Source organism: Fructobacillus pseudoficulneus (genome assembly GCF_900108455.1).
In the GTDB taxonomy this organism is placed as follows: domain Bacteria; phylum Bacillota; class Bacilli; order Lactobacillales; family Lactobacillaceae; genus Fructobacillus; species Fructobacillus pseudoficulneus.
Genome location: NZ_FNWS01000001.1, coordinates 344,310 through 365,882 on the forward strand (window position 1 = coordinate 344,310; position 21,573 = coordinate 365,882).

The 21,573-nt window shown below is 47.3% G+C and carries 18 protein-coding genes and 1 tRNA gene; 3 read left to right on the forward strand and 16 right to left on the reverse strand.

Features of this window, described 5'->3' with window-relative positions; translation table 11 throughout:
• Positions 1–124 precede the first annotated feature (124 nt).
• From obgE to nrdD, 13 genes are all read right to left on the reverse strand, one after another.
• Complete coding sequence (obgE, locus tag BLW39_RS01600; protein ID WP_059376273.1) at positions 125–1,441, reverse strand: GTPase ObgE; 1,317 nt, start codon at positions 1,439–1,441, stop codon at positions 125–127.
• 114 nt (positions 1,442–1,555) lie between these two features.
• A complete protein-coding gene (gene uvrC, locus BLW39_RS01605) occupies positions 1,556–3,349 on the reverse strand; it encodes an excinuclease ABC subunit UvrC (protein WP_059376276.1) in 1,794 nt (597 codons plus the stop codon).
• Between the two features lie 86 nt (positions 3,350–3,435).
• Positions 3,436–5,055 carry a CTP synthase gene (locus BLW39_RS01610; RefSeq protein WP_059376279.1) on the reverse strand — a complete coding sequence of 540 codons (1,620 nt, stop codon included), beginning with the start codon at positions 5,053–5,055 and terminating at the stop codon, positions 3,436–3,438.
• A gap of 209 nt (positions 5,056–5,264) precedes the next feature.
• Positions 5,265–6,644: an amino acid permease gene (locus tag BLW39_RS01615; RefSeq protein ID WP_059376282.1), complete on the reverse strand. Its 1,380-nt coding sequence runs from the start codon at positions 6,642–6,644 to the stop codon at positions 5,265–5,267.
• Positions 6,645–7,012: 368 nt separating this feature from the next.
• Positions 7,013–8,029 (reverse strand): HoxN/HupN/NixA family nickel/cobalt transporter, encoded by a 1,017-nt coding sequence (locus BLW39_RS01620; RefSeq protein WP_059376285.1) that lies wholly within the window; start codon positions 8,027–8,029, stop codon positions 7,013–7,015.
• Between the two features lie 24 nt (positions 8,030–8,053).
• The gene (locus BLW39_RS01625; protein WP_242975624.1) at positions 8,054–8,362 is read right to left on the reverse strand and encodes a metal-sulfur cluster assembly factor; all 309 of its coding nucleotides are present in this window, start codon (positions 8,360–8,362) and stop codon (positions 8,054–8,056) included.
• A gap of 4 nt (positions 8,363–8,366) precedes the next feature.
• On the reverse strand, positions 8,367–9,797 hold the full coding sequence (gene sufB, locus BLW39_RS01630; RefSeq protein ID WP_059376291.1) for a Fe-S cluster assembly protein SufB: 1,431 nt from the start codon (positions 9,795–9,797) through the stop codon (positions 8,367–8,369).
• Positions 9,787–10,260, reverse strand: a complete 474-nt coding sequence (gene sufU / locus BLW39_RS01635) for a Fe-S cluster assembly sulfur transfer protein SufU (protein ID WP_059376294.1) — start codon at positions 10,258–10,260, stop codon at positions 9,787–9,789. The genes sufB and sufU overlap by 11 nt, the downstream gene beginning before the upstream one ends.
• Positions 10,253–11,473 carry a cysteine desulfurase gene (locus tag BLW39_RS01640; protein WP_059376338.1) on the reverse strand — a complete coding sequence of 407 codons (1,221 nt, stop codon included), beginning with the start codon at positions 11,471–11,473 and terminating at the stop codon, positions 10,253–10,255. Before BLW39_RS01640 ends, sufU begins: the two co-directional genes overlap by 8 nt.
• The gene (gene sufD / locus BLW39_RS01645; protein WP_059376297.1) at positions 11,454–12,641 is read right to left on the reverse strand and encodes a Fe-S cluster assembly protein SufD; all 1,188 of its coding nucleotides are present in this window, start codon (positions 12,639–12,641) and stop codon (positions 11,454–11,456) included. Before sufD ends, BLW39_RS01640 begins: the two co-directional genes overlap by 20 nt.
• Positions 12,642–12,652: 11 nt before the next feature.
• Positions 12,653–13,432 carry a Fe-S cluster assembly ATPase SufC gene (sufC, locus tag BLW39_RS01650; protein ID WP_059376300.1) on the reverse strand — a complete coding sequence of 260 codons (780 nt, stop codon included), beginning with the start codon at positions 13,430–13,432 and terminating at the stop codon, positions 12,653–12,655.
• A gap of 132 nt (positions 13,433–13,564) precedes the next feature.
• Positions 13,565–14,146 carry an anaerobic ribonucleoside-triphosphate reductase activating protein gene (gene nrdG, locus BLW39_RS01655; RefSeq protein WP_059376303.1) on the reverse strand — a complete coding sequence of 194 codons (582 nt, stop codon included), beginning with the start codon at positions 14,144–14,146 and terminating at the stop codon, positions 13,565–13,567.
• Complete coding sequence (gene nrdD / locus BLW39_RS01660) at positions 14,082–16,292, reverse strand: anaerobic ribonucleoside-triphosphate reductase (RefSeq protein WP_059376311.1); 2,211 nt, start codon at positions 16,290–16,292, stop codon at positions 14,082–14,084. The genes nrdG and nrdD overlap by 65 nt, the downstream gene beginning before the upstream one ends.
• A 250-nt stretch (positions 16,293–16,542) precedes the next feature.
• Between nrdD and BLW39_RS01665 the strand changes: the two genes are divergently transcribed.
• Together BLW39_RS01665 and nadE are read left to right on the forward strand one after the other, a co-directional pair.
• Positions 16,543–18,006 (forward strand): nicotinate phosphoribosyltransferase, encoded by a 1,464-nt coding sequence (locus BLW39_RS01665; protein ID WP_059376312.1) that lies wholly within the window; start codon positions 16,543–16,545, stop codon positions 18,004–18,006.
• Entirely contained in the window at positions 18,003–18,824 is an 822-nt protein-coding gene (gene nadE / locus BLW39_RS01670) for an ammonia-dependent NAD(+) synthetase (RefSeq protein ID WP_059376316.1), read from the forward strand. The genes BLW39_RS01665 and nadE overlap by 4 nt, the downstream gene beginning before the upstream one ends.
• A 130-nt stretch (positions 18,825–18,954) precedes the next feature.
• Here the strand turns inward: nadE and BLW39_RS01675 are convergent.
• The 3 genes from BLW39_RS01675 to BLW39_RS01685 all read right to left on the reverse strand — a co-directional run bounded on the left by BLW39_RS01675 (position 18,955) and on the right by BLW39_RS01685 (position 20,137).
• Positions 18,955–19,028 (reverse strand) — tRNA-Lys (locus BLW39_RS01675).
• Positions 19,029–19,113: 85 nt separating this feature from the next.
• A complete protein-coding gene (gene rpoE, locus BLW39_RS01680) occupies positions 19,114–19,671 on the reverse strand; it encodes a DNA-directed RNA polymerase subunit delta (RefSeq protein ID WP_059376319.1) in 558 nt (185 codons plus the stop codon).
• A gap of 25 nt (positions 19,672–19,696) precedes the next feature.
• Positions 19,697–20,137, reverse strand: coding sequence for a YwiB family protein (locus BLW39_RS01685; RefSeq protein ID WP_074717679.1), 441 nt, complete (start codon positions 20,135–20,137; stop codon positions 19,697–19,699).
• An 81-nt stretch (positions 20,138–20,218) separates the two neighbouring features.
• On the opposite strand from BLW39_RS01685, the gene BLW39_RS01690 reads away from it, so the two are divergent.
• Positions 20,219–21,565 carry an HD domain-containing protein gene (locus tag BLW39_RS01690; RefSeq protein WP_059376329.1) on the forward strand — a complete coding sequence of 449 codons (1,347 nt, stop codon included), beginning with the start codon at positions 20,219–20,221 and terminating at the stop codon, positions 21,563–21,565.
• The last annotated feature ends 8 nt before the right edge of the window (positions 21,566–21,573 follow it).

Sequence of the window (21,573 nt, forward strand, 5' to 3'; positions counted from 1 at the left end):
TTATTTTTCCTCATGTGGTAAAAAATCTACCCGTGGCATTATCTCTTCTATTATAGCAAAAGCCCAGCTGGCTGTTCACCAAGCAGGGCTTTTTTTCTGAATAAGAAAAGCCTGACTAGCAGGCTTATTCTGAATATTCAAAGACAAAATTAGTATTGTTAATCCGGACGTCATCGCCATCCTTCGCACCAGCTTCGCGCAATTTGTCATCAACACCCATGTGGCGTAACTGACGGGCGAAGCGCATGATAGTGGCTTCACGTTGCAAGTTGGTCATAGCGGCCAACTTTTCAACTTCTGGTCCAGAGATCAACCAGCAAACCAGTTCATCATCCCATTCAACTGAGACTTCTGGCTTTTCTTGCTTAAACTTGTAAATCTTTTCTTCGATTGTCTCTTCTTCTTGCTGATAAGCCGTTGGTACCGGTGCTTGATCAAGCAAATCGGCGGTCTTACGCAACAAGTCATCGACACCCTGGTGGGTCACGGCTGAAATTGAGACAATTTCAGGAACCGCAGCCAAACCAGAATCGGCCTCAACCTGCTTTTTGAATTCTTTAAAGAGTTCAGCAGACTCTGGCATATCCATCTTGGTTGCGACGACAATTTGTGGCCGTTCCAAGATAGTTGGGTCGTATTCTTGCAATTCGGTCAAAATCTTCCGGTATTGTGTATAAGGGTCTTGCCCTTCAATCCCAGACATATCCACCAAATGCAAGATCACCCGCGTCCGTTCCACGTGACGAAGGAATTGGAAACCAAGGCCAACACCCTGTGAGGCCCCTTCAATCAAACCAGGCAAATCGGCCATGACAAAGTCACGGTCATCCCCCAACCGAACCATTCCGATATTGGGGTCAATGGTCGTAAAGTGATAGGCTGCAATCTTGGGCTTGGCATTTGACACGACCGAAAGCAAAGTCGACTTACCAGCAGACGGGAAGCCAACCAAACCAACATCCGCCAAAACCCGCAATTCAAGCTTGATTTGACGAACTTGTCCCGGTTCACCGTTTTCAGACAGTTCCGGTGCCGGGTTGGCAGGAGTAGCAAAGCGGATGTTACCACGACCACCACGGCCACCTTTGGCAACGAGCAATGTCTGATCAGGGCGCACTAAATCACCCAGCACTTCACCAGTATCGGCGTCGGTAACGATTGTTCCTTGGGGAACCTTGATAATCCGGTCTTCGGCTGAAGCCCCAGTCATCCCCTTGGTACCACCCTTACCACCGGCCTGGGCCTTAAAGTGACGGTTATAACGGAAGTCCATTAGTGTGCGCAGTCCCTCATCAACTTTTAAGATGATTGACCCACCATGGCCACCGTCCCCACCAAAGGGGCCACCCATGGCCACGAACTTCTCATGACGGAAGGAGACGATTCCGTCGCCACCCTTTCCGGCTTTTATTTCAACTTGTGCTTGATCAACAAATGCCATATATTCCGCGCCAAAACGGCGCTCACTCCTTTTTTAAAACAAATAAATCTAGACATTTAAGTCTATCACAGAAAGATTACTTTCACCACCGGCAAATTGGCATTTCTAACAATTTCAAGACTGTTGCTCCGAAAGTGACCAATGAATCAATTGCGCCACCTTGCTCGAAATTCCCAGTGATTCGATTTCTTCTGTGCTGGCTGCCTCAATCTTAGTAATAGAACCAAAATTAGTCAAAAGCTTCTGCCTGGTCTTAGGGCCAACACCCGCAATCGCATCCAGCCGTGATGCCAAGGACTTCTTTGACCGCGACTGGCGGTGGAAGGTAATGGCAAAGCGGTGAACCTCATCTTGGATTCGCTGAACCAAGAAAAAGCCCTGCGACTTATGGTCTAAGACGACCACCTGCTCGGTTTTGCCATCAATCAAATCGGCGGTCTTGTGCTTATCGTTTTTGACCATGGCCGCAATCGGAATATTTAGTCCCAACTCATCTTCCAGAACTTCTTTAGCCGCATGGAGCTGGATAATTCCCCCATCCATCAAAATCAAATCAGGAAGGTCGGTTCCTTCTTTCAGCAAGCGTGAATAACGGCGGCGGATGACTTCTTGGGTTTCCAGCCACTCATCGGCGTGGTCCGTCGACTTAATCTTGTACTTTCGGTACATATCCTTGTTTGGCCGGCCATCTTCAAAGACCACCATTGCCGAAACAATTTCTTCTCCCTGGGTATGAGAGTGGTCGAAGGCCTCAATCCGGTGGCCCATGGAAATCCCGAGGGCATCGGTAATTTCCTTCATCGCCCCGGAGGTCTTTTGTTCGTTTAGCTCCATCAAACGGAATTGCTCATCGAGGGCAATTTTAGCGTTCTTCTTCGCCAAATCCAACAAGGCCTTCTTTTCACCACGAACCGGTGTCCGTACCGGCACGCCCAAGGCTTCGGACAAAATATCGTCATCGATATTCTTTGGTACTAAAATTTCTTTTGGCTTTTGGATATTCTTTTGCAAATAAAACTGTTGGATATAGGTGGTCAACTCATCAACACCATCGCTAACAACCGAGAAGGTCTGCTTGCTTTGCCGGATTAACCGGGCCTGGCGAATAAAGAGCACCGAAACCGTAATCCAGCCCTTATCAAGGTAAAAGTTAAAGATATCGCGTGGCGTCGAATCATTCGATAAGATTCGCTGGCTCTCAACCGTTTCGTCAATATACTTAAGCTGGTCGCGCAAGTCGGCCGCCCGCTCGAATTCCAGGTTTTCGGCGGCCTCATCCATTTCTTTTGTTAACCGGCGCTTGACCACTTTGGTATCGCCGGACAAAAAACGCTTAATCCGTTCAACTTGAGCATCGTATTCCGCTACTGGCACCGTCTTAAAGCAAGCCCCAAGGCACTGCCCCATCGAATAATAGAGGCACGGCCGTCCTTGATGACCCTTACAGCGGCGCAAGGGGTAGTTTTTTTCCAAGAAATGCAACGTTTCCTGGGCGGCATAGACGTTGGGATAAGGGCCAAAGTAAAAGGCCCCATCCTTTTTGACTTCGGAAACCAGCGCCATCCGGGGGTCGCGCTCACGCGTAATCTTGATATAGGGATAGCCGGTTCCATATTTCAACCGAATATTATAGTAAGGCTTATACTTTTTGATCAATTCATTTTCGAGCAAAAAGGCTTCCTTATCGGAATTGGTCACAATAAAGTCAAAGTCGACAATATTGGCCACCAATTCGGCCGTCTTACCGGTATGGTCTTGCTTAAAGTATGACCGCACCCGATTTTTCAAATTTTTGGCCTTACCGACGTAAATAATTTTACCGAGGCGGTCCTTCATTTGGTAAGAACCAGGTTCGTCAGGTAAGAGGAGCAGTTTTTGTTCAAGATGTTGTGATAAATTGGCTAACATAATTTTATTATAACTCCAGAACTTCTATGTACGAAAAGGCCGCCAAGACTTTGGCGACCTTTTTATTAAACAAATGTGAAAGCAAATTACTTTTCGTTGTAGGCTACAGCAGCAGTGATGAAGCTGTTGTACAAACCTTCTGGCTTATTTGGCCGTGAGATGAATTCTGGGTGGTACTGAGCAGCGATGAAGAAGTCATTCTTTGGATATTCGATTACTTCCATCAACTTGTTGTCAGGTGATGTGGCTGAGAAGACCATGCCGGCCTTTTCAAATTCATCGCGGTACTTAATGTTGAATTCATAACGGTGACGGTGACGTTCTTCGACTTCAGGCTTGTTGCCATAGGCGGCAGCCGTCTTTGAGCCTTCCAACAAGCAAGTTGGGTAGAAGCCGAGACGTTGCGTTCCACCCAAGTCTGTCACTTGGTTTTGGTCATCCATCAAGGCAATGATTGGATGAGTCGTTTCGGGGTTCAACTCGATTGAGTTGGCATCCTTGTAACCCAAGACATCGCGGGCAAATTCAACTGAGGCCAACTGCATTCCCAAACAAACACCCAAGAATGGGATGTTGTTTTCACGGGCATAGCGGATTGCTTGAATCTTTCCTTCCGTTCCACGAGGGCCAAAGCCACCAGGAACCATGATACCGTCCATGTCCTTCAACAATGAGGCAACGTTTTCTTCCGTCACTGTTTCGGAATTAATGTGGGCGATTTCAACGTCCGTATCCTGTGAGTAACCACCGTGCTTCAAGGCTTCGTTAACTGAGATATAAGCATCTTGCAAATCAGTATACTTACCAACAACGGCAACATGGATGGTCTTCTTTGGATGCTCGATGGCATCAACCATGGCCTTCCATTCCGTCATGTCGGCTTCTGGCACATCCAACTTCAACTTATCCACAACCACTTGGTCCATCTTTTGTGCTTGCAGGTTCAAAGGAATTTCGTACAAAGTGTCCACATCGCGTGATTCGATAACAGCTTGTGGGTTAACATCCGTAAAGGTTGCCAACTTGGTCTTCATTTCATCTGTCAATGGGTGTTGTGTTCGCAAGACCAACATGTCTGGTTGGATACCCAATGAACGCAAAGTCGTCACAGAGTGTTGCGTTGGCTTGGTCTTAGCTTCACCAGCCGCTTGCAAGTAAACAATCAATGAAGTGTGCAAATAAAAGACATTTTCGCTACCAAAGTCTGACTTCATTTGGCGCAAAGCTTCAATAAATGGCAATGATTCGATATCACCAACCGTTCCACCAACTTCAACGATAACCACATCGGCATCCGTTGATTCACCGGCCTTGACAATCTTATCCTTAATCGCGTTGGTGATGTGTGGGATTACCTGAACGGTTGCCCCATTATAATCACCCTTACGTTCCTTGGCCAAAACTTCTGAATAAATCCGACCAGTCGTCACGTTTGAGTACATGTTGGTGTTGATGTCCATAAAACGCTCGTAGTGGCCCATGTCCAAATCAGTTTCAAGACCATCACCGGTTACGTAAGTTTCTCCGTGTTGGTAGGGAGACATTGTACCTGGGTCAACGTTGATGTAGGGATCCAACTTTTGTATTGCCATCTTCAAGCCGCGGTTTTTCAACAAGCGACCCAAAGAAGCGGCCACGATTCCTTTTCCAAGGGATGAAACGACCCCACCCGTGACGAAAATGTACTTGGTTTGCTTCTTTGCCATAATGCCTCCTATATTTTGCCTGACACAGCGAATTTTCCTATGGTTTTAGGACAAATTCATTAAATAAAATAGAAAAACTCCCAAGCAGAGCTTGGGAGAAATAAAAGTGTTTCACATTAAATGTGAGCCCTAATATATATTACAGACTACCCCTGTTAATGTCAACACTCGATCGCAAAAACATCTAGACCAAAGGCAGCTTAATTTTGTTAGTTGTTCTTTGCATCCCGACGGTGCGTCCAGAAGTACAAAAGCCCCATGAGGAATAGGAAGGCAAAGCCAATGGCCAATGGTACTCGAGTCGTTGGATTAATCACCATGAAAACCAGGGTAATTAATAAGAAGAAAATTGCAAAGTAATTTGACCATGGCGACAAGGCCAACATGAATGGGTGGCCCTTCATCAAATCAGGATTTTGCTTGCGGAACTTAATTTGCGAAATCAAGATGACAAACCAAGGCACCATTCCTGGCAAAGTCGAGGCGGAATAAACCAAGACAAAAATGTTTTCTGACCCCTTCCAGAAGAGTGGCAAGACCGCATTTAAGATGATTCCAAGTAAGATTCCAACCGACATGGCCAAAACCGAAACATCTGGGACGCGGTTCTTTGACAACTTCAAGAAGACAGGTGGCAATTCCTTTTGCTGGGCCAGTGTGTAAAGCATCCGCGATGATGAGAACAGACCTGAGTTCAAGGCTGATGCGGCGGCCGTCAACATCACAAAGTTAATAATTCCAGCCGCAGCGGTAATCCCGACCTTAGCAAAAGTTTCAACGAATGGTGAACCAACCGTATCTAATTTGTCCCATGGATAAATTGTCACGATCACGAAAATCGCTCCAACGTAGAAAATCAAAATCCGGGCAACGATTGACTTGATTGACTTCACAATCGCTTCTTGTGGGTGGGCCGCTTCACCAGCAGTAATCCCAATAATTTCAATGGCCTGATAAGATGTCACGACAATCGACAAGTCGAACATGAAGCCCTTCAAACCATGAGCAAAGAATGGTCCGTGTGACCAGAGGTTTGAGAAGCCAATGGCATGACCATGGTTACCAAAGCCAAAGACAATCATCAATAGTCCCAAAATGATCATAAAGACAATCGTCAACACCTTAACGATTGAGAACCAGGCTTCCAAGCGGCCATAGGCCTTAACCGTGACCAAATTCGTCAACGTCAGTAAGATCAGCACAATCACACCCGTTACCCAAGTTGGTACACCTGGCCACCAGTAGTGCATGTAGTCCCCAACGGCAATCGTTTCGGAAATCCCAACCGTCAGCCACTGGAAAACATTGGCCCAAACGGTCAGATAGCCGGCAACCGGGTGAATGTATTTCGTAGCGTAGTTGGCAAATGATCCAACGATTGGCTTGACGTAAAGCATTTCACCCAATGCCCGCATCACGATATATAACACTAGCCCTGCCAGTAGGTAGGCCAGGAGGACGGACGTTCCCGTCCACTTGATGGTGGATGATGAACCCAAGAAAAGTCCAACACCAATTGTTCCACCAAGCGCAATCATTTCCATTTGAAACGATGACAATGATCGCTTTAATTCTTTTCCATTTTCCATTTGTTTCTCTCCTTACGCGGCTGGCCAATAAAAAAGCGCCCCTAGAAATCTCTAGGGACGCTAAATTGCGTGGTACCACCCGTGTTTTGCTCAAGTAAAAAGACTCGAACAACACTCTTATGCCAGGATAACGGCTGGCAGCCGGGCTTCATTTCACGCATTACTCAAAGGCCACAACTGAGGGAGTTTTCATCGCATTAGCCCGCCACTTTCACCAACCGTGACGTCTCTTTTCAACTAGTAGCAATTACTCGTTCTCATGAATAGTGTTAATTTTAAGCGCATCTTTTCAGAAATGCAAGCCTTTTTCGTCAAGACAGGTCTAGACAACTCAATCAATTCACAACAATTGTCCTAACAAATGCGGTTTAAGACTTAATTTGGTCGTACTGTGACAGGTTCATCACCTTCCAAATGAGTAAGGCCACGGCCCATGCTAAGATGAAAATGGCCACCAAAATGATGCCTAATTCGTTAAAGTCGAGGCTAGCCGCCCAATGGGTTAAGAAGTTATCAAAGTGGAACATGGCACTCAACGACTGAATCAAGTCAACTAAGCCGATAAAGCCGGCCGCGATGATCGAAATGCTCGTCAAAATCAGGTTAAAGTAAACCTTGCGGTAGGAAGTTGAAATAATCCAGTTATAAGTTGATGACATGAAAAAGCCGTCTAAGGTATCCATCAGGCACATCCCCGCCGTAAAGAACAGAGGCACAGACAAGATGGCATACCAGGGCACCCCAGCCGAGGTAGCGGTGGCTGAAGTGGCCAAGACCGCTACCTGCGTGGCGGTATCGAAGCCAAGACCAAATAAGAAACCGACAATGGCCACCTGCCAGTTGTGCTTAATCATCCCGAGCAGCTTCATAAACAGTCGATAAATCCGTGATTCCGCCGCCAGCTGCTGGTTGTCTGGATCAAGCGTTTTTTGCTTCATGTGGCGAAAATTTTTCCAAATGCCCCGCAGGATAAAGGTATTAAAGCAAGCTAAAAGTAAGAGCATCACGGCAGCAATCATCGTACCAAACATGCCACCGACGGACTCTAGGATTGGCAAGGAATGGTCAGCCCATTCCACAAACAAAACCGTCAACAGTGTCAGTAAAACCACCACCAAAGAATGGCCAAACGAAAATGAAAAACCAACTCCCCGGGTATTTTTGTGGTCGTTCAGCATTTTCCGGGTCATATTGTCAATGGCGGCAATATGATCGACATCAAAGGCGTGCCGAAGTCCAAAAGTAAACGAAATCCCCGCCATCCCTACTAACTGAGGGTACTTGGTCATTCCGGTACTTAAAAATCCGGTTCCCAAAATTAAAATTCCAATAATAAAGGCGCCATAGCGGCTAATATCCAACTTCCAACTGTGACTGTTTGTCATTTCCTACTCCTTTTTTTATTTTAGCTAGCTGAGACCAAGCATCGCTTTGGCATATGGCGTCATTCGTGCCACCGACCAAGCCGGATCCCAGCAATATTCAACTTGAACGGTATTTACCCCTTCAATCTCCTTGACTGCGTCGCTGACCATTTCTTCCAGCGTGCCCATGATGGGGCAACCAATCACGGTCAACGTCATGTTTAGGGTACATTGGCCCTGGTCATCTAAGTCAACGTGATTGATAAAGCCCAGGTTCACAACATCAACGCGAAAGTCCGGGTCAATCACTTGACTCAAAGAACTCATAATTTCTTTTCTTTTTGCTTCGTCCACTGATTTACCCCACTGATCCACTCATTTCAAACTTCATTAAGCGATTGAGTTCAACTGCATATTCCATTGGCAACTCTTTGGTAAAGGGCTCCACAAAGCCCATCACAATCATCTCGGTTGCTTTTTTAGCGGAAATTCCCCGACTCATCAAGTAATAGAGTTGGGCTTCTGAGACCTTGGAAACCTTCGCCTCATGTTCCATCGAGACATTCCCATTCAAAACCGTATTGTACGGAATCGTATCAGCCGAAGACTGATCATCAACTAGGATGGTGTCACACTCCACGTGAGCAAAAGACCCATCCGAATCACGGCCAAACTTCACCGTTCCCCGGTAATCGGTCGCTCCACCATCGTGAGCGATGGACTTGGAAACAATCAAAGATGAGGTATTTTTGGCGTTATGAATCATCTTGGCCCCGGAATCCAGGTGAACACCGGCACCGGCAACCGCAATCGAGAGCATTGTGCCCCGGGCGCCCTCCCCGTTCAGATAAACGGACGGATACTTCATGGTCGTCTTTGAGCCAAAGTTACCGTCAACCCATTCCATCGTTGCATTTTCTGCAGCCGAAGACCGCTTGGTCTCCAGGGAATAAACGTTGTTAGACCAATTTTGGATGGTGGTATAACGGCAGTAACCATCCTTTTTAACGATGACCTCGACCACCGCGGCATGCAAAGCGTCGGCCGAATAGGTCGGTGCCGAGCAGCCCTCGACATAGTCAACGTGGGCACCCTCATCAACAATAATCAGGGTCCGCTCAAACTGCCCTTCCCGCTCCGTATTAATCCGGAAGTAAGACTGGATTGGTGTCGTCACGTGAACTCCCTTTGGCACATAGATAAAAGTCCCACCAGACCAGACGGCCGAATTCAAAGCGGCTAATTTGTTATTGGTAGGTCGCACCAACGAACCCAAGTATTCTTGCACCAACTCTGGGTATTCCTGGACCGCCGTATCCGTATCCGTAAAGATAATCCCGGTTTTTTCAAATTCCTCTTTCATCCGATGGTAGACCACCTCGGATTCGTATTGGGCCGATGACCCGGCCAGCCACTTCCGTTCTGCTTCCGGGACACCCAACCGGTCAAAAGTGTCCTTTAAGTCCTGAGGCACATCATCCCAATCCCGGTATTTTTCATCGGTGGGCTTGTTATAGTAGTAAATCCCATCAAAGTCCAAGTTGGACAAATCGGGTCCCCAAGTCTGCATCGGCATGGCCAAATAAGCCTCGTAGGATTTGAGCCGAAAATCTAACATCCACTCGGGCTCATTCTTTTTAGCAGAAATTTGCCGAATGGTTGCTTCGGTCAGACCCTGCCCCGTCGAATAAACGGCTTGATGGTCATCGTGAAAGCCATGGGCATATTCTTCATCGGCACCAATCGCGGCCCTAGTATTATCTAAAGCTTCCTGACGGTCAATTTCCATTGGTCTCTCCTTTCTGGTTTAAGTCATCAAATTCATCGAGAACATCCGTCACCACATGACCGGCCAATGTGGCACACTTAATTCGCGCCGGAAAGGACCGAATACCGGCCAGCAACTCCAACTCACCCAAAGAATCCGATTGCCCCTGATTTTCCGCGCCCAAAATTAGGTTTGAAAAGTCAGCCAAAAGTGTTCTGGCCTCCGTCAAGCTTTGTCCGATTAGTTGGTCTAACAGCATCGAAGTTGCGGCCAGCGAAATCGCACAGCCCTGACCGTCAAAGCTTGCGTCGCTAATTTTCTCCTGGTCAATCACCAACTGAATTTGCAAAACATCACCGCAGCTGGCATTAAACCGCCGCGCCGAAAGGGCTTCTTCTCCTAAATCTTGGCGAAAGTGGTGCGGATTTTTGGCATAATCAACAATTACTTGCCGATAAAGCTGATTTAGTTCCGGATTAGTCATTTGGAAAATACTCCTTCACCGTCTTGAGCGCCTGAACCAAGCGAACAATGTCTTCTTGGTTGTTATAAAAAGAAAACGAGGCGCGCACGGTCGCCGCCTGGCCGAGGTAGCGCATCAGTGGCTGGGCGCAATGGTGCCCGGCACGAACTTCAACGCCCGCTTGGTCTAAAATCGTGGCCACATCGTGGGGGTGAACGCCGCTAATGTTAAAGGACAAGACCCCGTGGCGGTCCGCTGGATCAACCGGGCCATAGATTTCTAGGCCCGGAATGGTCGACAACTCGGCGATAGCGGTTTTCATTAAGTCGCTTTCCTTGGCCGCGATTGCAGCCATTCCCAGGTGCTCTAAATAATCAATGGCCGCACCCAAACCGACTGCGCCAGCAATGTTGGGCGTGCCGGCTTCAAAGCGCCAGGGTAATTCCTGGTAGGTTGACGATTGCAGTCCAACCTCTTCAATCATTTCCCCGCCGTATTGGGCTGGCGGCATTTGTTCCAATAACACTTCTTTGCCGTAAAGAACACCAATTCCTGTTGGTGCCAGCATTTTGTGGCCAGAAAAAGCATAAAAATCAACGTCCAAGTCTAAGACATCCACTGGCAAATGCGCCACCGCCTGAGCACCATCCACGACAACTGTCGCGCCGACCTGATGGGCCAATCGTGCCATTTCCTTCACCGGTGCCTCCGTTCCCAAAACATTAGAAACATGGGCAAAACTGACGATCTTGGTCTTGGGACTCAACTGCTGGGCAAAGTCGGCCAAATCGATCTGGCCATCCGCCGTTAACTTGACGTATTTCAGGGTCGCCCCAACTCGCTGTGCCAGCACCTGCCAGGGAACGATGTTGGAGTGGTGCTCCAGGTAAGTTAAAAGGATTTCATCCCCCTGGCCGACAACCGTCGGCCCGTAGGCCTGCGCCAGCCAATTCAGTGACTCAGTCGTTGACCTGGTAAAGATAATATTGCGGCTGCTTGGCGCATGGAGAAAGTTTTGGACCTTTTCCCGCGCCCCCTCGTAACTTTTGGTAGCTACTTCTGACAGGGTATAGACTCCACGGTGCACATTGGCATTTTCCGTCAAATAATACTGTTGCACAGCATCCAAGACCGGCCAGGGCTTTTGGCTGGTCGCAGCACCATCCAAATAAGTCAGTGGCCGACCATTAATTTGCGTATTTAAGATTGGAAAATCATTGCGTACCGTTTTCATCATTCAACTTTCTTTCAATTGCGGCCACGACCCGGTCCAACAGCCTTTGGTCGGGAATGGCTGCCAAAACTTCACCGACAAAGCCGCGCACCACGAGACGTCGAGCCAAAACTTCCGGCAGGCCGCGACTCATCAGATAATACAGTTGCTGGTCATCGACCTGACCAACCGAGGCTGCGTGCCCAGCTGTAACATCACTCTCGTCAATTAAGAGCAGCGGGTTGGCCTCACCGCGACCACGCCGTGAGAGCATCAACACGCGCGATTCTTGTTGGGCATCGGATCCCTTGGAACCCTTAATAATCTTGCCTAATCCATTAAAAATCAGGTTGGCAGAGTCCAAAATCACACCCCGTTGGAAAATGTGGCCAACGGTGTGTCGGCCAACATTTTTGACCTCGGTATTAAAGCCCTGCGTCTGCCGACCGTTGGTAAAGCTAGCGACTTTGACATCACTTTGAGCACCTTCGCCCAATAAAGTACTGGTCAATTGATTCAAAGTTTGTCCATCACTAAAGCTGGCGTTAACCCAATCGACCACAGCTCCCTGGCCAACTTTGGCCTGGCGGTTTAAGTAGGCCGTTGTGTTCTGGTCAAAATCATCAAAATTAACGTAAGTTAACTTGCTACCCGGACCCGCCACGACCTCGCTGAGCAGTGACACTTTACCGCCATTGACACCGACCGTCTGGCTTTCTGCTAACAAAGTCAGCTCGCTATTTTGCTCGAGATACACCAGAACATGGGCCACCGTATCTTGCTCATTGGCCAGATGATTTAAATATAGGTGGAGCGGTTCCGTGAGTCGGATATTTTTTGGCACATAGATAAAGGCGCCGGTATTGTACTGGACAAAATTGTCCGCCACTAATTGGTCACTACTTGGATTAATCACCCTTCCTAAAACCCGGTCCACTAGCTCCGGATAGCGGAGCTTGGCATCACCAATGTGCATGATTAAGACGCCAGCCTTCTTTAATTCGTCTGACAAATAATGATAGTTGACACTTTGGCCATTAATTTCAATCCCGTTTTCACCTTCATGGGCCGAAAAGGTAGCGGCACTAGATTCACGGCCAGCCGTCATTTCTGTTAAGCCCCAGCGATCAAAGCGGACTTTGTCAAAAACAGGTAAAGGGAGTACTTCCGTTTTTTCCATCACTTCCATCTCACCACCGCCTAAACATCTTCATCAGTCAGGGCAATTTGCAGGCCAAGTTCATCGCGCAAGGCCGCATAACCTTCACCTTCCAACCGCTTGGCCAAGGCCGGCCCACCGGTTTTTACAATTTTGCCACCCATCATCACATGAACATAGTCCGGCACAATGTAATCGAGCAAGCGCTGATAGTGGGTAATCATGAGGGTCGCAAAGTTATCCGAGCGCATGCTGTTCACCCCTTTGGAAACCACTTTTAGGGCATCGATGTCCAGGCCGGAATCGATTTCATCCAAGATGGCGATGGTCGGCTTGATCATCAACATTTGCAAAATTTCATTGCGCTTCTTTTCACCACCGGAAAAGCCTTCATTCAAATAACGGCTCGACATTTCGACACTCATCGAAAGAAACTCTCGATTTCGGTCGAGGTCCTTCATGAAAGTCATGACATCGACCTGGTCGTCTTCTGGGCGGCGGGCATTCACCGCAGCTCGCATAAATTCAAAGTTCGTGACCCCTTGAATTTCAGCCGGATATTGCATGGCCAAAAAAAGTCCTGCTCGGGCCCGCTCATCAACCGTCATTTCGGCCAAATCCTGCCCATCTAGCTCAATGGTTCCCCGGGTAATTTGATAGGCCGGGTGACCCATAATCGTTTGTGAAAGGGTCGATTTTCCGGTTCCATTAGGCCCCATGATGGCGTGAATTTCACCGGTATTGACGGTCAAATTCACCCCTTTGAGGATCTCCTTTCCCTCAATTTCAACATGGAGGTCTGTTATTTTTAACGTCTTCATTTGTCTTCCATTCTCCAAATTTGCCCCATTTTTCAGTAAATAGAGACACGAAGAGCCACATTTCTTTGATGGTGGACAACCAGCCAGGAAAGCTCTGTGGCTCTTTTGGTAAGTATTGATTTCGCCTTTAGCCTAGCGAACGAGCTTGTCCCAAATCACAACATCACCGCTGGCCAATGACTTTGGCACATCGATAATGCGTTGATTGGCACTCCCGCGGAATTGCAGGGTCAAATCCTTTTGGTCTTCCAAAAAACGACCGTCGACGAGGATGTCGATTAATGACAATAATTCCAATTTGTCATCCGTTTCTTGTTGCAATTCATCCCAGGTATAACCAGTCCATGACCAAATGTCCTTGGTGTGACCGAATTCTTGGCGAATTCGCTTGGCCAACTGGATGCAAACTTGGGTATTCAAGAAAGGTTCCCCACCGAGCAAAGTCAGGCCCTGGACATAGTCCTGGCTCAAATCTTCAATGATCTGATCTTCCAACTCCTGTGAATAAGGGTGGCCGTAATGAAAGTTTTGCGCCACAACGTTATAGCAACCCGGGCACATAAACTTGCAGCCAGATACATACAAAGAGCAGCGAACCCCTTCCCCATCGACAAAGTTAAAGGCCTTGTAGTCGGCGATAAAGCCTTGACTAAGCTCTTTCGCGGTCCATTCTTTGGGCATCGGATTGTTTGGTTTTCTGGTAGCTTGCGACATCTGTAATCATCTCCTGTGTTAAGTGCTTTGCCCGTGAGGCAATTTCAACGTGACGGCCGTGAACCATTGGTCGTTGCTGAGGATTTCCCAGGTAGCCACAAGTTCGCTTTACCACATCACACATCTGGGGATCATGGTTCCCACATTCAGGACATTCAAAGCCCTTAGCGGTTGCCTTAAAATCGCCAGAGAAACCACATTTGAAACACTTATCGATTGATGTGTTCGTTCCAAGATAGCCAACATGGTCATAGGCCCAGTCCCAAACGGCTTCTAGAGCCTGTGGGTTTTGACGCAAGTTTGGATACTCACAGTAGTGAATAAAGCCACCAGCAGCATACTTTGGAAAGGCTTCTTCAAAACTAATCTTGTCAAATGGTGTTGGGTGCTTGCGGACATCGTAGTGGAAACTGTTCGTGTAGTATTCCTTGTCGGTGATGTCGGCCACCTTACCAAACTTTTCGATATCGGCTTCGCAGAAGGTATCGGTCAACGATTCGGCTGGGGTTGAGTAAAGGCTGTAGTGGTAACCACTTTCCTTTTCCCATTCGACACAGTAATCGTGCATCCGCTTGACAATTTCTTCAGCAAAGTCGTGCGCCTCTTGGTTTTGTTCCCAATGTGAGCCATAAAAGGCAGCGGCGGTTTCGTAGAGACCGATGTAGCCAAGTGAAACGGTAGCGCGGCTATTCTTAAAGACTTCATCAACGCTATCCGTCTTCTTCAACCGCTTACCAAAGGCCCCATACATATAAAGCAAAGGCGCATTTTCGGGCACGGCTTCCTTAGTTCGTTCAATCCGGTAGGCCAAGGCTTCGTGCGTCAACTTGATTTTTTCATCAAAAATCTTCCAGAACTCTTCCTTGTCGCCGTGGGCAAAAAGAGCAACTCGTGGCAAATTGACGGTGACAACACCCAAGTTCATCCGGCCGGAATTAACTTCCTTGCCGTTTTCATCCTTCCATCCCTGCAAGAATGAGCGGCAGCCCATTGGCGTCTTGAATGATCCGGTGATTTCGACAATCTTGTCATACATCAACAAATCCGGATACATCCGCTTGGTTGAGCATTCCAAAGCCAATTGTTTAATGTCATAATTTGGATCGATTGGGGCAAAATTTAAGCCCTTCTTCACAGTGAAAATCAACTTAGGGAAGATGGCCGTCCGTCGTTCCTTGCCGAGACCCTTAATACGGATTTGCAAGATGGCCCGTTGGATTTCGCGTTCAATCCAGCTCGTTCCCAAACCAAAGTTAATAGTGGTAAAGGGCGTTTGTCCCTGTGAAGAATACAAGGTGTTGATTTCGTATTCCAAGGCCTGCATGGCGTCGTAGATATCCTTCTTCGTCTTGGCCTTGGCGTATTCTTCTTGCTTTGCTTCAGTCACCCAATTTTTCGCATCAACTAGGTGCTTGTCATAATTTTTTTGGGCAAACGGTGCTAAGAGTTGGTCAATCCGGTTGGCCGAGCAACCACCATACTGTGAGGAAGCGACGTTAGCAATAATTTGTGACATCTGCGCCGTGGCTGTTTGAATTGACTTGGGACTGTCGACCCAGGCATTTCCAATCTTGTAGCCGTTGTTCAACAGGTTGTCAAAGTCGATCAAGCAACAGTTAGTCGCCGGCGTAACTGGGGAATAGTCCAAGTCGTGCCAGTGGATATTCCCACGCATGTGCGCCTTGGCCACCAATGGTGGCAACATCTGCATACCCAATGCCCGACTAGCGGCTCCAGCTTCCAAGTCCCGCTGCGTATTGAAGACCCGACTGTCCTTGTTGGCATTTTCGTGGACAACGTCCTCGTCTTTGTCGAACAATTTTTCGATACGTTTTTGAACATTGGAGGCATCAGCGAACTTTTGTTTGTCCTTCTGATAATAATTTTCGAAGCGGTTAGCAGCAGCTTCAAAACCAGCATTTTCTAAATAAGAAATCAGCAGGTCATGAATGTCTTTTGCCAAAACACTTTGGCGGTGGCTCAGGTCAGCGACCAATTGATCAAAAATCGCATCTGCTTCTTCATCCGCTAAACCAAGCTGATGGAGGGCAAATTCAACTTTATAATCATAAAAGGGCATCTCCTCACCGCTGCGCTTCACAACGGTCAAATTTGATAAACGATTTGCTTTCATTGCTTCTACCATTCTAAATTATTTCCTCCTGTTTTTTTGTATTTGTGTAACTCAAATAGTACAACGATTTATTTAGAAAGAACAGATGTTCGATTTTAAAAATACAGGCCATTACAGCCAAAACCCTTGTCAGAACAACGGTTCTAAACTCCATTACTTTTACTTTACAATCAGAAAAAATTAGCAACATAGCGACACCAAAATGTTAATTGACATTTGAAAATCCCGGCTACCCCTAGGGGCAATTGATTAGTATAATGGTATGAAAAAGGACATTCCTATGTATACTGACGATTCACTGGTGCTGCACACAGACGCCTACCAAATTAATATGATTTATACCTATTGGAAGCAAGGCATCGACCAAAAGCCGGTCGTGTTTGAGGCCTACTTCCGCAACATGCCCTTTGATAACGGTTATGTTATCTTCACTGGACTAGAACGGATGGTCAAGGCCTTAGAAGGATTACACTTCAGTCAAGACGACCTTGACTACCTTCGGTCACTGAACTTATATGAAGAAGACTTTTTAACTTATCTGAAAAACTGGCAACTCACCGCCACCATTCGGGCCGCCTATGAAGGGGAAGTGATGTTTAATCACGAACCAATAGTCCAAGTCGACGGCCCCCTCGTGGATGCCCAATTGTTGGAAACATTAATTTTAAACATCATTAATTTCCAAACCTTGATTTCAACCAAGGCTGCGCGGATTGCTTCGGTCACTAACGGCCAGCCCCTATTAGAATTTGGAACCCGCCGCGCCCAAGAATTAGATGCCGCCCTTTGGGGCACTCGGGCCGCCTTTATTGGTGGCTTTGATGCCACTTCAAATGTCCGGGCCGGCAAACTCTTCCACATTCCCATTTCTGGGACCCATGCCCACGCACTAGTGCAGGCCTACCAAAGTGACTACGAAGCCTTCAAGGCTTATGCTAGCACCCACCATGACGTCGTCTTTTTGGTCGACACATTTGACACCCTGAAATCTGGTGTACCAAATGCGATCAAAGTCGCTAAAGAATTTGGCGACAAGATCAATTTCCAGGGTGTTCGGATTGACTCCGGTGACATGGCCTACCTGTCAAAGAAGGTCCGGGCCATGCTCGATGAAGCCGGCTTTACCGATGCCAAGATTTACGCTTCTAATGACTTGGACGAAAACACGATTTTAAACCTCAAGATTCAAGGTGCTAAAATCGACGTCTGGGGGATTGGAACCAAATTAATTACTGCCTATGACCAACCAGCCCTCGGGGCGGTTTACAAGATGGTTAGCATCGACGGGCAAGACACCATCAAGTTGTCTAACAACGTCGCTAAGATTTCGACACCTGGTAAGAAGCAAATTTGGCGGATCACCGATAAAAAGGATGGCAAGTCTGAGGGTGACTACTTGACCTATGCGGATGAAAATCCAAACGACCTGCAAAGCCTGCACATGTTTGACCCCAACCATCCGGTGATTTCAAAAGAGGTGACCGACTTCGTCGCCACCCCAATTTTGCATGACATTTTTGTTGCTGGTCAGCTCGTCTATGATTTGCCGGACATTTTTGCCATCAAGGACTACGCCAAGAATTCTTTGGCTAACCTTTGGGATGAATACAAGCGAATTTTGAATCCAGAAACCTATCCGGTTGACCTGTCTCAAAGCCTTTATGATGCCAAAACCAAGCTAATTCACGACATTCGTCAAGATATTAAGGAGATGCCAAAACAATGAGAGCCAAACAAGCTGAAATCATTGCAGACCTACACGTACAGCCAATCATCGACCCCCAGGAAGAAATTCGCCGGTCAGTCGATTTGCTAAAGCAGTACCTGACACACAGCATTTATACCGGCCTAGCCATCGCGGTTAGTGGTGGTCAAGATTCAACTTTGGCCGGCAAGATTGGCCAGATTGCCATCGACGAGTTACGGCAAGAAACCGGTGCTGACTACCAATTCGTCGCCATCCGCCAGCCCTATGGTGAACAAAAAGATGAGGCCGATGCCCAAGACGCACTGGCCTTCATCAATCCCGACCAAACAGTGACAACCAACATCAAAGACGCAACGGATGCGATGGTCGCATCATTACGTTTGGCCGGTTTAACCGTCGATGACATGAGCCGCGGTTCCATTAAGCCCAAGATGCGGATGATTGCCCAATATGCGGTTGCCCGCGAGCATAATGCCGTGGTCATCGGAACCGATCACGCGGCCGAAGCCTTCGCCGGCTTCTTCACCAAATACGGTGATGGTGGCACAGACATCAACCCACTCTGGCGTCTTAACAAGCGCCAGGGCCGTCAAATGTTGGAAGCCTTGCAAGCACCCGCTCACCTCTATAAAAAGACGCCTACGGCCGATTTAGAGGACGACAGACCACAATTACCAGACGAAACAGCTTTGGGTGTCTCATACAAATTAATCGACGACTATTTGGAAGGCAAAGACGTCCCTGACGCAGCCGCCGAACAAATCGAATCATTGTATGCTGACAGCCAACAAAAGCGTCATGAGCCGATTACGGTTTACGATACTTGGTTTTATTAAAATAAAAAACAGGACCTTTCTTTGATTGAAAAGGTCCTGTTTTTCTTTATAAAAATTTGCAAACAAAAAAGCAGAGCTTGTATAAGTTCTGCTTTTTTTGGAATCACCCAAGGTCGCCTGATTAACTCAGTGCTCCCGCTCGGATTCGAACCGAGGACCTTGGGATTAAAAATCCCCTACTCTAACCAACTGAGTTACGGAAGCAATCCTGTGCTCTAGCACATTTATATATATTACCGAAGGAAGGGCTAAAAAGCAATACTTTTTCGAAAAAATATTTACTAATAAATTAGTCCTCATCCCCGTCAGATAAGTCATCCAAATCATCTGAGCCAGCTAATTCTGTCAGATTATCTTCGATGGCTTCATCCTTTTCTGCATCGTCGTCATCATCTGCATCATTACCGTCACCGGTTTCTGCATTGTGACCTTCGATATCATCAAAGTCATCATCTTCAGGGTCATCATCGTTATAGTCAATCACGTCATCATCAGCAGCTGCTGAATCGGCAAAGACGTTGACCTTCTTTGATGCCTTTTTCTTCTTTGGCTTTTCTTCTTCATCATCAATTTCATGAATTGATTCGTCAATGGCATCAACTGGATACCACAAACGCAAGGCCCATTCATTATTTCCCAAAGAAATAAAAGAACCATCCGTGTTCAAGTCAGTATAAAATTGTGATAGGCGGGTACGGAAAGTTTCCGCATCAATTTCCAAGTAATCTTGGATAGCCGATACTAGATCAGTAAAGGCCATTGCCTGCTTTTTCTCAGCTAAAATAGCCGTAGCGATTTCGACCAAGGACATTTCTTCCTTGAGTTGACCGTTTTCTAAATTTGACATGGCTCTCGTCCTTTCGCGCTTCTAACTAGTTGAGTATACTGGATTTTGGTCCAAATTGCAAGGCGACCTGGTACTGGCCGACAACATCCCCGTTAGCCGTCAAAGAATAAGACAAATCTAACTGACCGGTTCCAGTTGCTTCATCAAATTCAATTTCCATTTTTTGGGTATTGGTCGCTAAAATCATCATCCCCGCCACTGTTTGATACGGCTGGTGATCAACCAAGCCCATTTCAAAAACCATCCGTGTCTTCGTGACGTTATGCCGGTTAATGGTAACCTGGTCACCCTTGAATTTGAAGACGACCTTGGTATCCGGCTGTTCCGGCAAAGTTTCAGTATAAGCCAGATAAAAACTTTCGCCCTTGGTGGTTAAAACACCATCGGTCGCTACCTCATAGCGTTCGTCGCCACCATCCTGGAAAACCTGGTTAACAATCTGCAATTGGACCTCTTGTTGGTTCATTTGAATAAAATCACTCCTAAAAAATGCATAAAACACCTAGATACATTATAATAAGAAACAACACGAAGGGAAAGGTCAAATATGTCGGAAAAATTAGCACACGAAAAAGTCCTCCGCGATCCAATCCATCAATTCATTCACATTCAAGATCAGTTGGTCTTGGATTTAATTAACACCCCTGAGTTTCAACGCCTTCGTCGTGTCGAACAACTTGGCGTGACCGCCTTTGTTTTCCACGGCGCTGTACACGACCGCTTTGGTCACTCAGTCGGGGCCTATGAACTTGCTCGGCGGATTACTGATTACTTCAATCAGTATTACCAAAGCCAAACAGAAGGCGATGGCCTTTGGAATCCTGAAGAGCAAATGGTCACGATTGTGGCCGCTTTGCTACACGATGTCGGTCACGGCGCTTTTTCTCATACTTTTGAGCACCTCTTTAATACCAACCATGAAATGATGACTCAGGCCATCATCACTGGAGACACCGAAATTAACCGAGTCTTGCAGTCCTACAGTCCCGACTTTCCGAATAAAGTCGCTTCGGTCATCGCTAAGACTTACCCCAACCAGCAGGTTGTTCAACTGATTTCCAGTCAACTGGATGTCGACCGGATGGATTACTTACTCCGGGACGCCTACTACACCGGGGCCGCCTATGGTGAATTTGATATTGACCGCATCATGCGGACGATGAAGCCTTGCGCAACCGGAATCGGCTTTGACATCTCCGGAATGCATGCGGTCGAAGACTACATCGTTTCCCGTTATCAGATGTACTTGCAGGTTTATTTCCACCCGGTATCTCGGGGGATGGAAGTAATCTTGGAGCACTTGCTTGGCCGCGTCAAAGAACTATTGGTCGAGGGTCATAATCCTAGCGACCTAGTTGGTCCGCTCTTGGCCCCCGTCTTTGAAGCCGACCATGACTTAACGGTACAAGAATACTTACGTCTTGATGATAACCTCTTCATGACGGCTATCAATGGCTGGCAGGACTATCCGGACCAAATCCTGTCCGACCTGTCTTCCCGCTTCTTAAACCGCAAGCCATTTAAGTCAATCCAGATTAACGAACAATCAGCGCCTTACATCGACGAGCTGGAACAAGTCGTTAAGGATGCCGGCTTTGATCCAATCTACTACACGGCCCAAAACGACGCCTACGACCTGCCCTATGATGACTACAAACCAACCGCCAAGAAGCCTCGAACTCAGATCGATTTGATTTTGGGAGATGGCAGTCACCGGGAATTGTCGGACTTGTCCGCCTTGGTCGCCTCCATTAAGGGACGGGCTTCCTTGGACCAGCGTTTCTTCTTCCCAAAAGAGATGCTCAATAACGGTCCAGACGACCTCTTCTCCCAGGTTCACCAGAACTTCCGTTCATTAATCAAAAATGACACCTTTATTCCTGGTGAACGCTAATTCATGCA

Bases quoted from the DNA above. Each gene is read 5' to 3' on its own strand.
- obgE (WP_059376273.1), bottom strand. From the start codon at position 1,441: ATGGCATTTGTTGATCAAGCACAAGTTGAAATAAAAGCCGGAAAGGGT.
- uvrC (WP_059376276.1), bottom strand. From the start codon at position 3,349: ATGTTAGCCAATTTATCACAACATCTTGAACAAAAACTGCTCCTCTTA.
- BLW39_RS01610 (WP_059376279.1), bottom strand. From the start codon at position 5,055: ATGGCAAAGAAGCAAACCAAGTACATTTTCGTCACGGGTGGGGTCGTT.
- BLW39_RS01615 (WP_059376282.1), bottom strand. From the start codon at position 6,644: ATGGAAAATGGAAAAGAATTAAAGCGATCATTGTCATCGTTTCAAATG.
- BLW39_RS01620 (WP_059376285.1), bottom strand. From the start codon at position 8,029: ATGACAAACAGTCACAGTTGGAAGTTGGATATTAGCCGCTATGGCGCC.
- sufB (WP_059376291.1), bottom strand. From the start codon at position 9,797: ATGGAAATTGACCGTCAGGAAGCTTTAGATAATACTAGGGCCGCGATT.
- sufU (WP_059376294.1), bottom strand. From the start codon at position 10,260: ATGACTAATCCGGAACTAAATCAGCTTTATCGGCAAGTAATTGTTGAT.
- BLW39_RS01640 (WP_059376338.1), bottom strand. From the start codon at position 11,473: ATGAAAACGGTACGCAATGATTTTCCAATCTTAAATACGCAAATTAAT.
- sufD (WP_059376297.1), bottom strand. From the start codon at position 12,641: ATGGAAGTGATGGAAAAAACGGAAGTACTCCCTTTACCTGTTTTTGAC.
- sufC (WP_059376300.1), bottom strand. From the start codon at position 13,432: ATGAAGACGTTAAAAATAACAGACCTCCATGTTGAAATTGAGGGAAAG.
- nrdG (WP_059376303.1), bottom strand. From the start codon at position 14,146: ATGTCGCAAGCTACCAGAAAACCAAACAATCCGATGCCCAAAGAATGG.
- nrdD (WP_059376311.1), bottom strand. From the start codon at position 16,292: ATGGTAGAAGCAATGAAAGCAAATCGTTTATCAAATTTGACCGTTGTG.
- BLW39_RS01665 (WP_059376312.1), top strand. From the start codon at position 16,543: ATGAAAAAGGACATTCCTATGTATACTGACGATTCACTGGTGCTGCAC.
- nadE (WP_059376316.1), top strand. From the start codon at position 18,003: ATGAGAGCCAAACAAGCTGAAATCATTGCAGACCTACACGTACAGCCA.
- rpoE (WP_059376319.1), bottom strand. From the start codon at position 19,671: ATGTCAAATTTAGAAAACGGTCAACTCAAGGAAGAAATGTCCTTGGTC.
- BLW39_RS01685 (WP_074717679.1), bottom strand. From the start codon at position 20,137: ATGAACCAACAAGAGGTCCAATTGCAGATTGTTAACCAGGTTTTCCAG.
- BLW39_RS01690 (WP_059376329.1), top strand. From the start codon at position 20,219: ATGTCGGAAAAATTAGCACACGAAAAAGTCCTCCGCGATCCAATCCAT.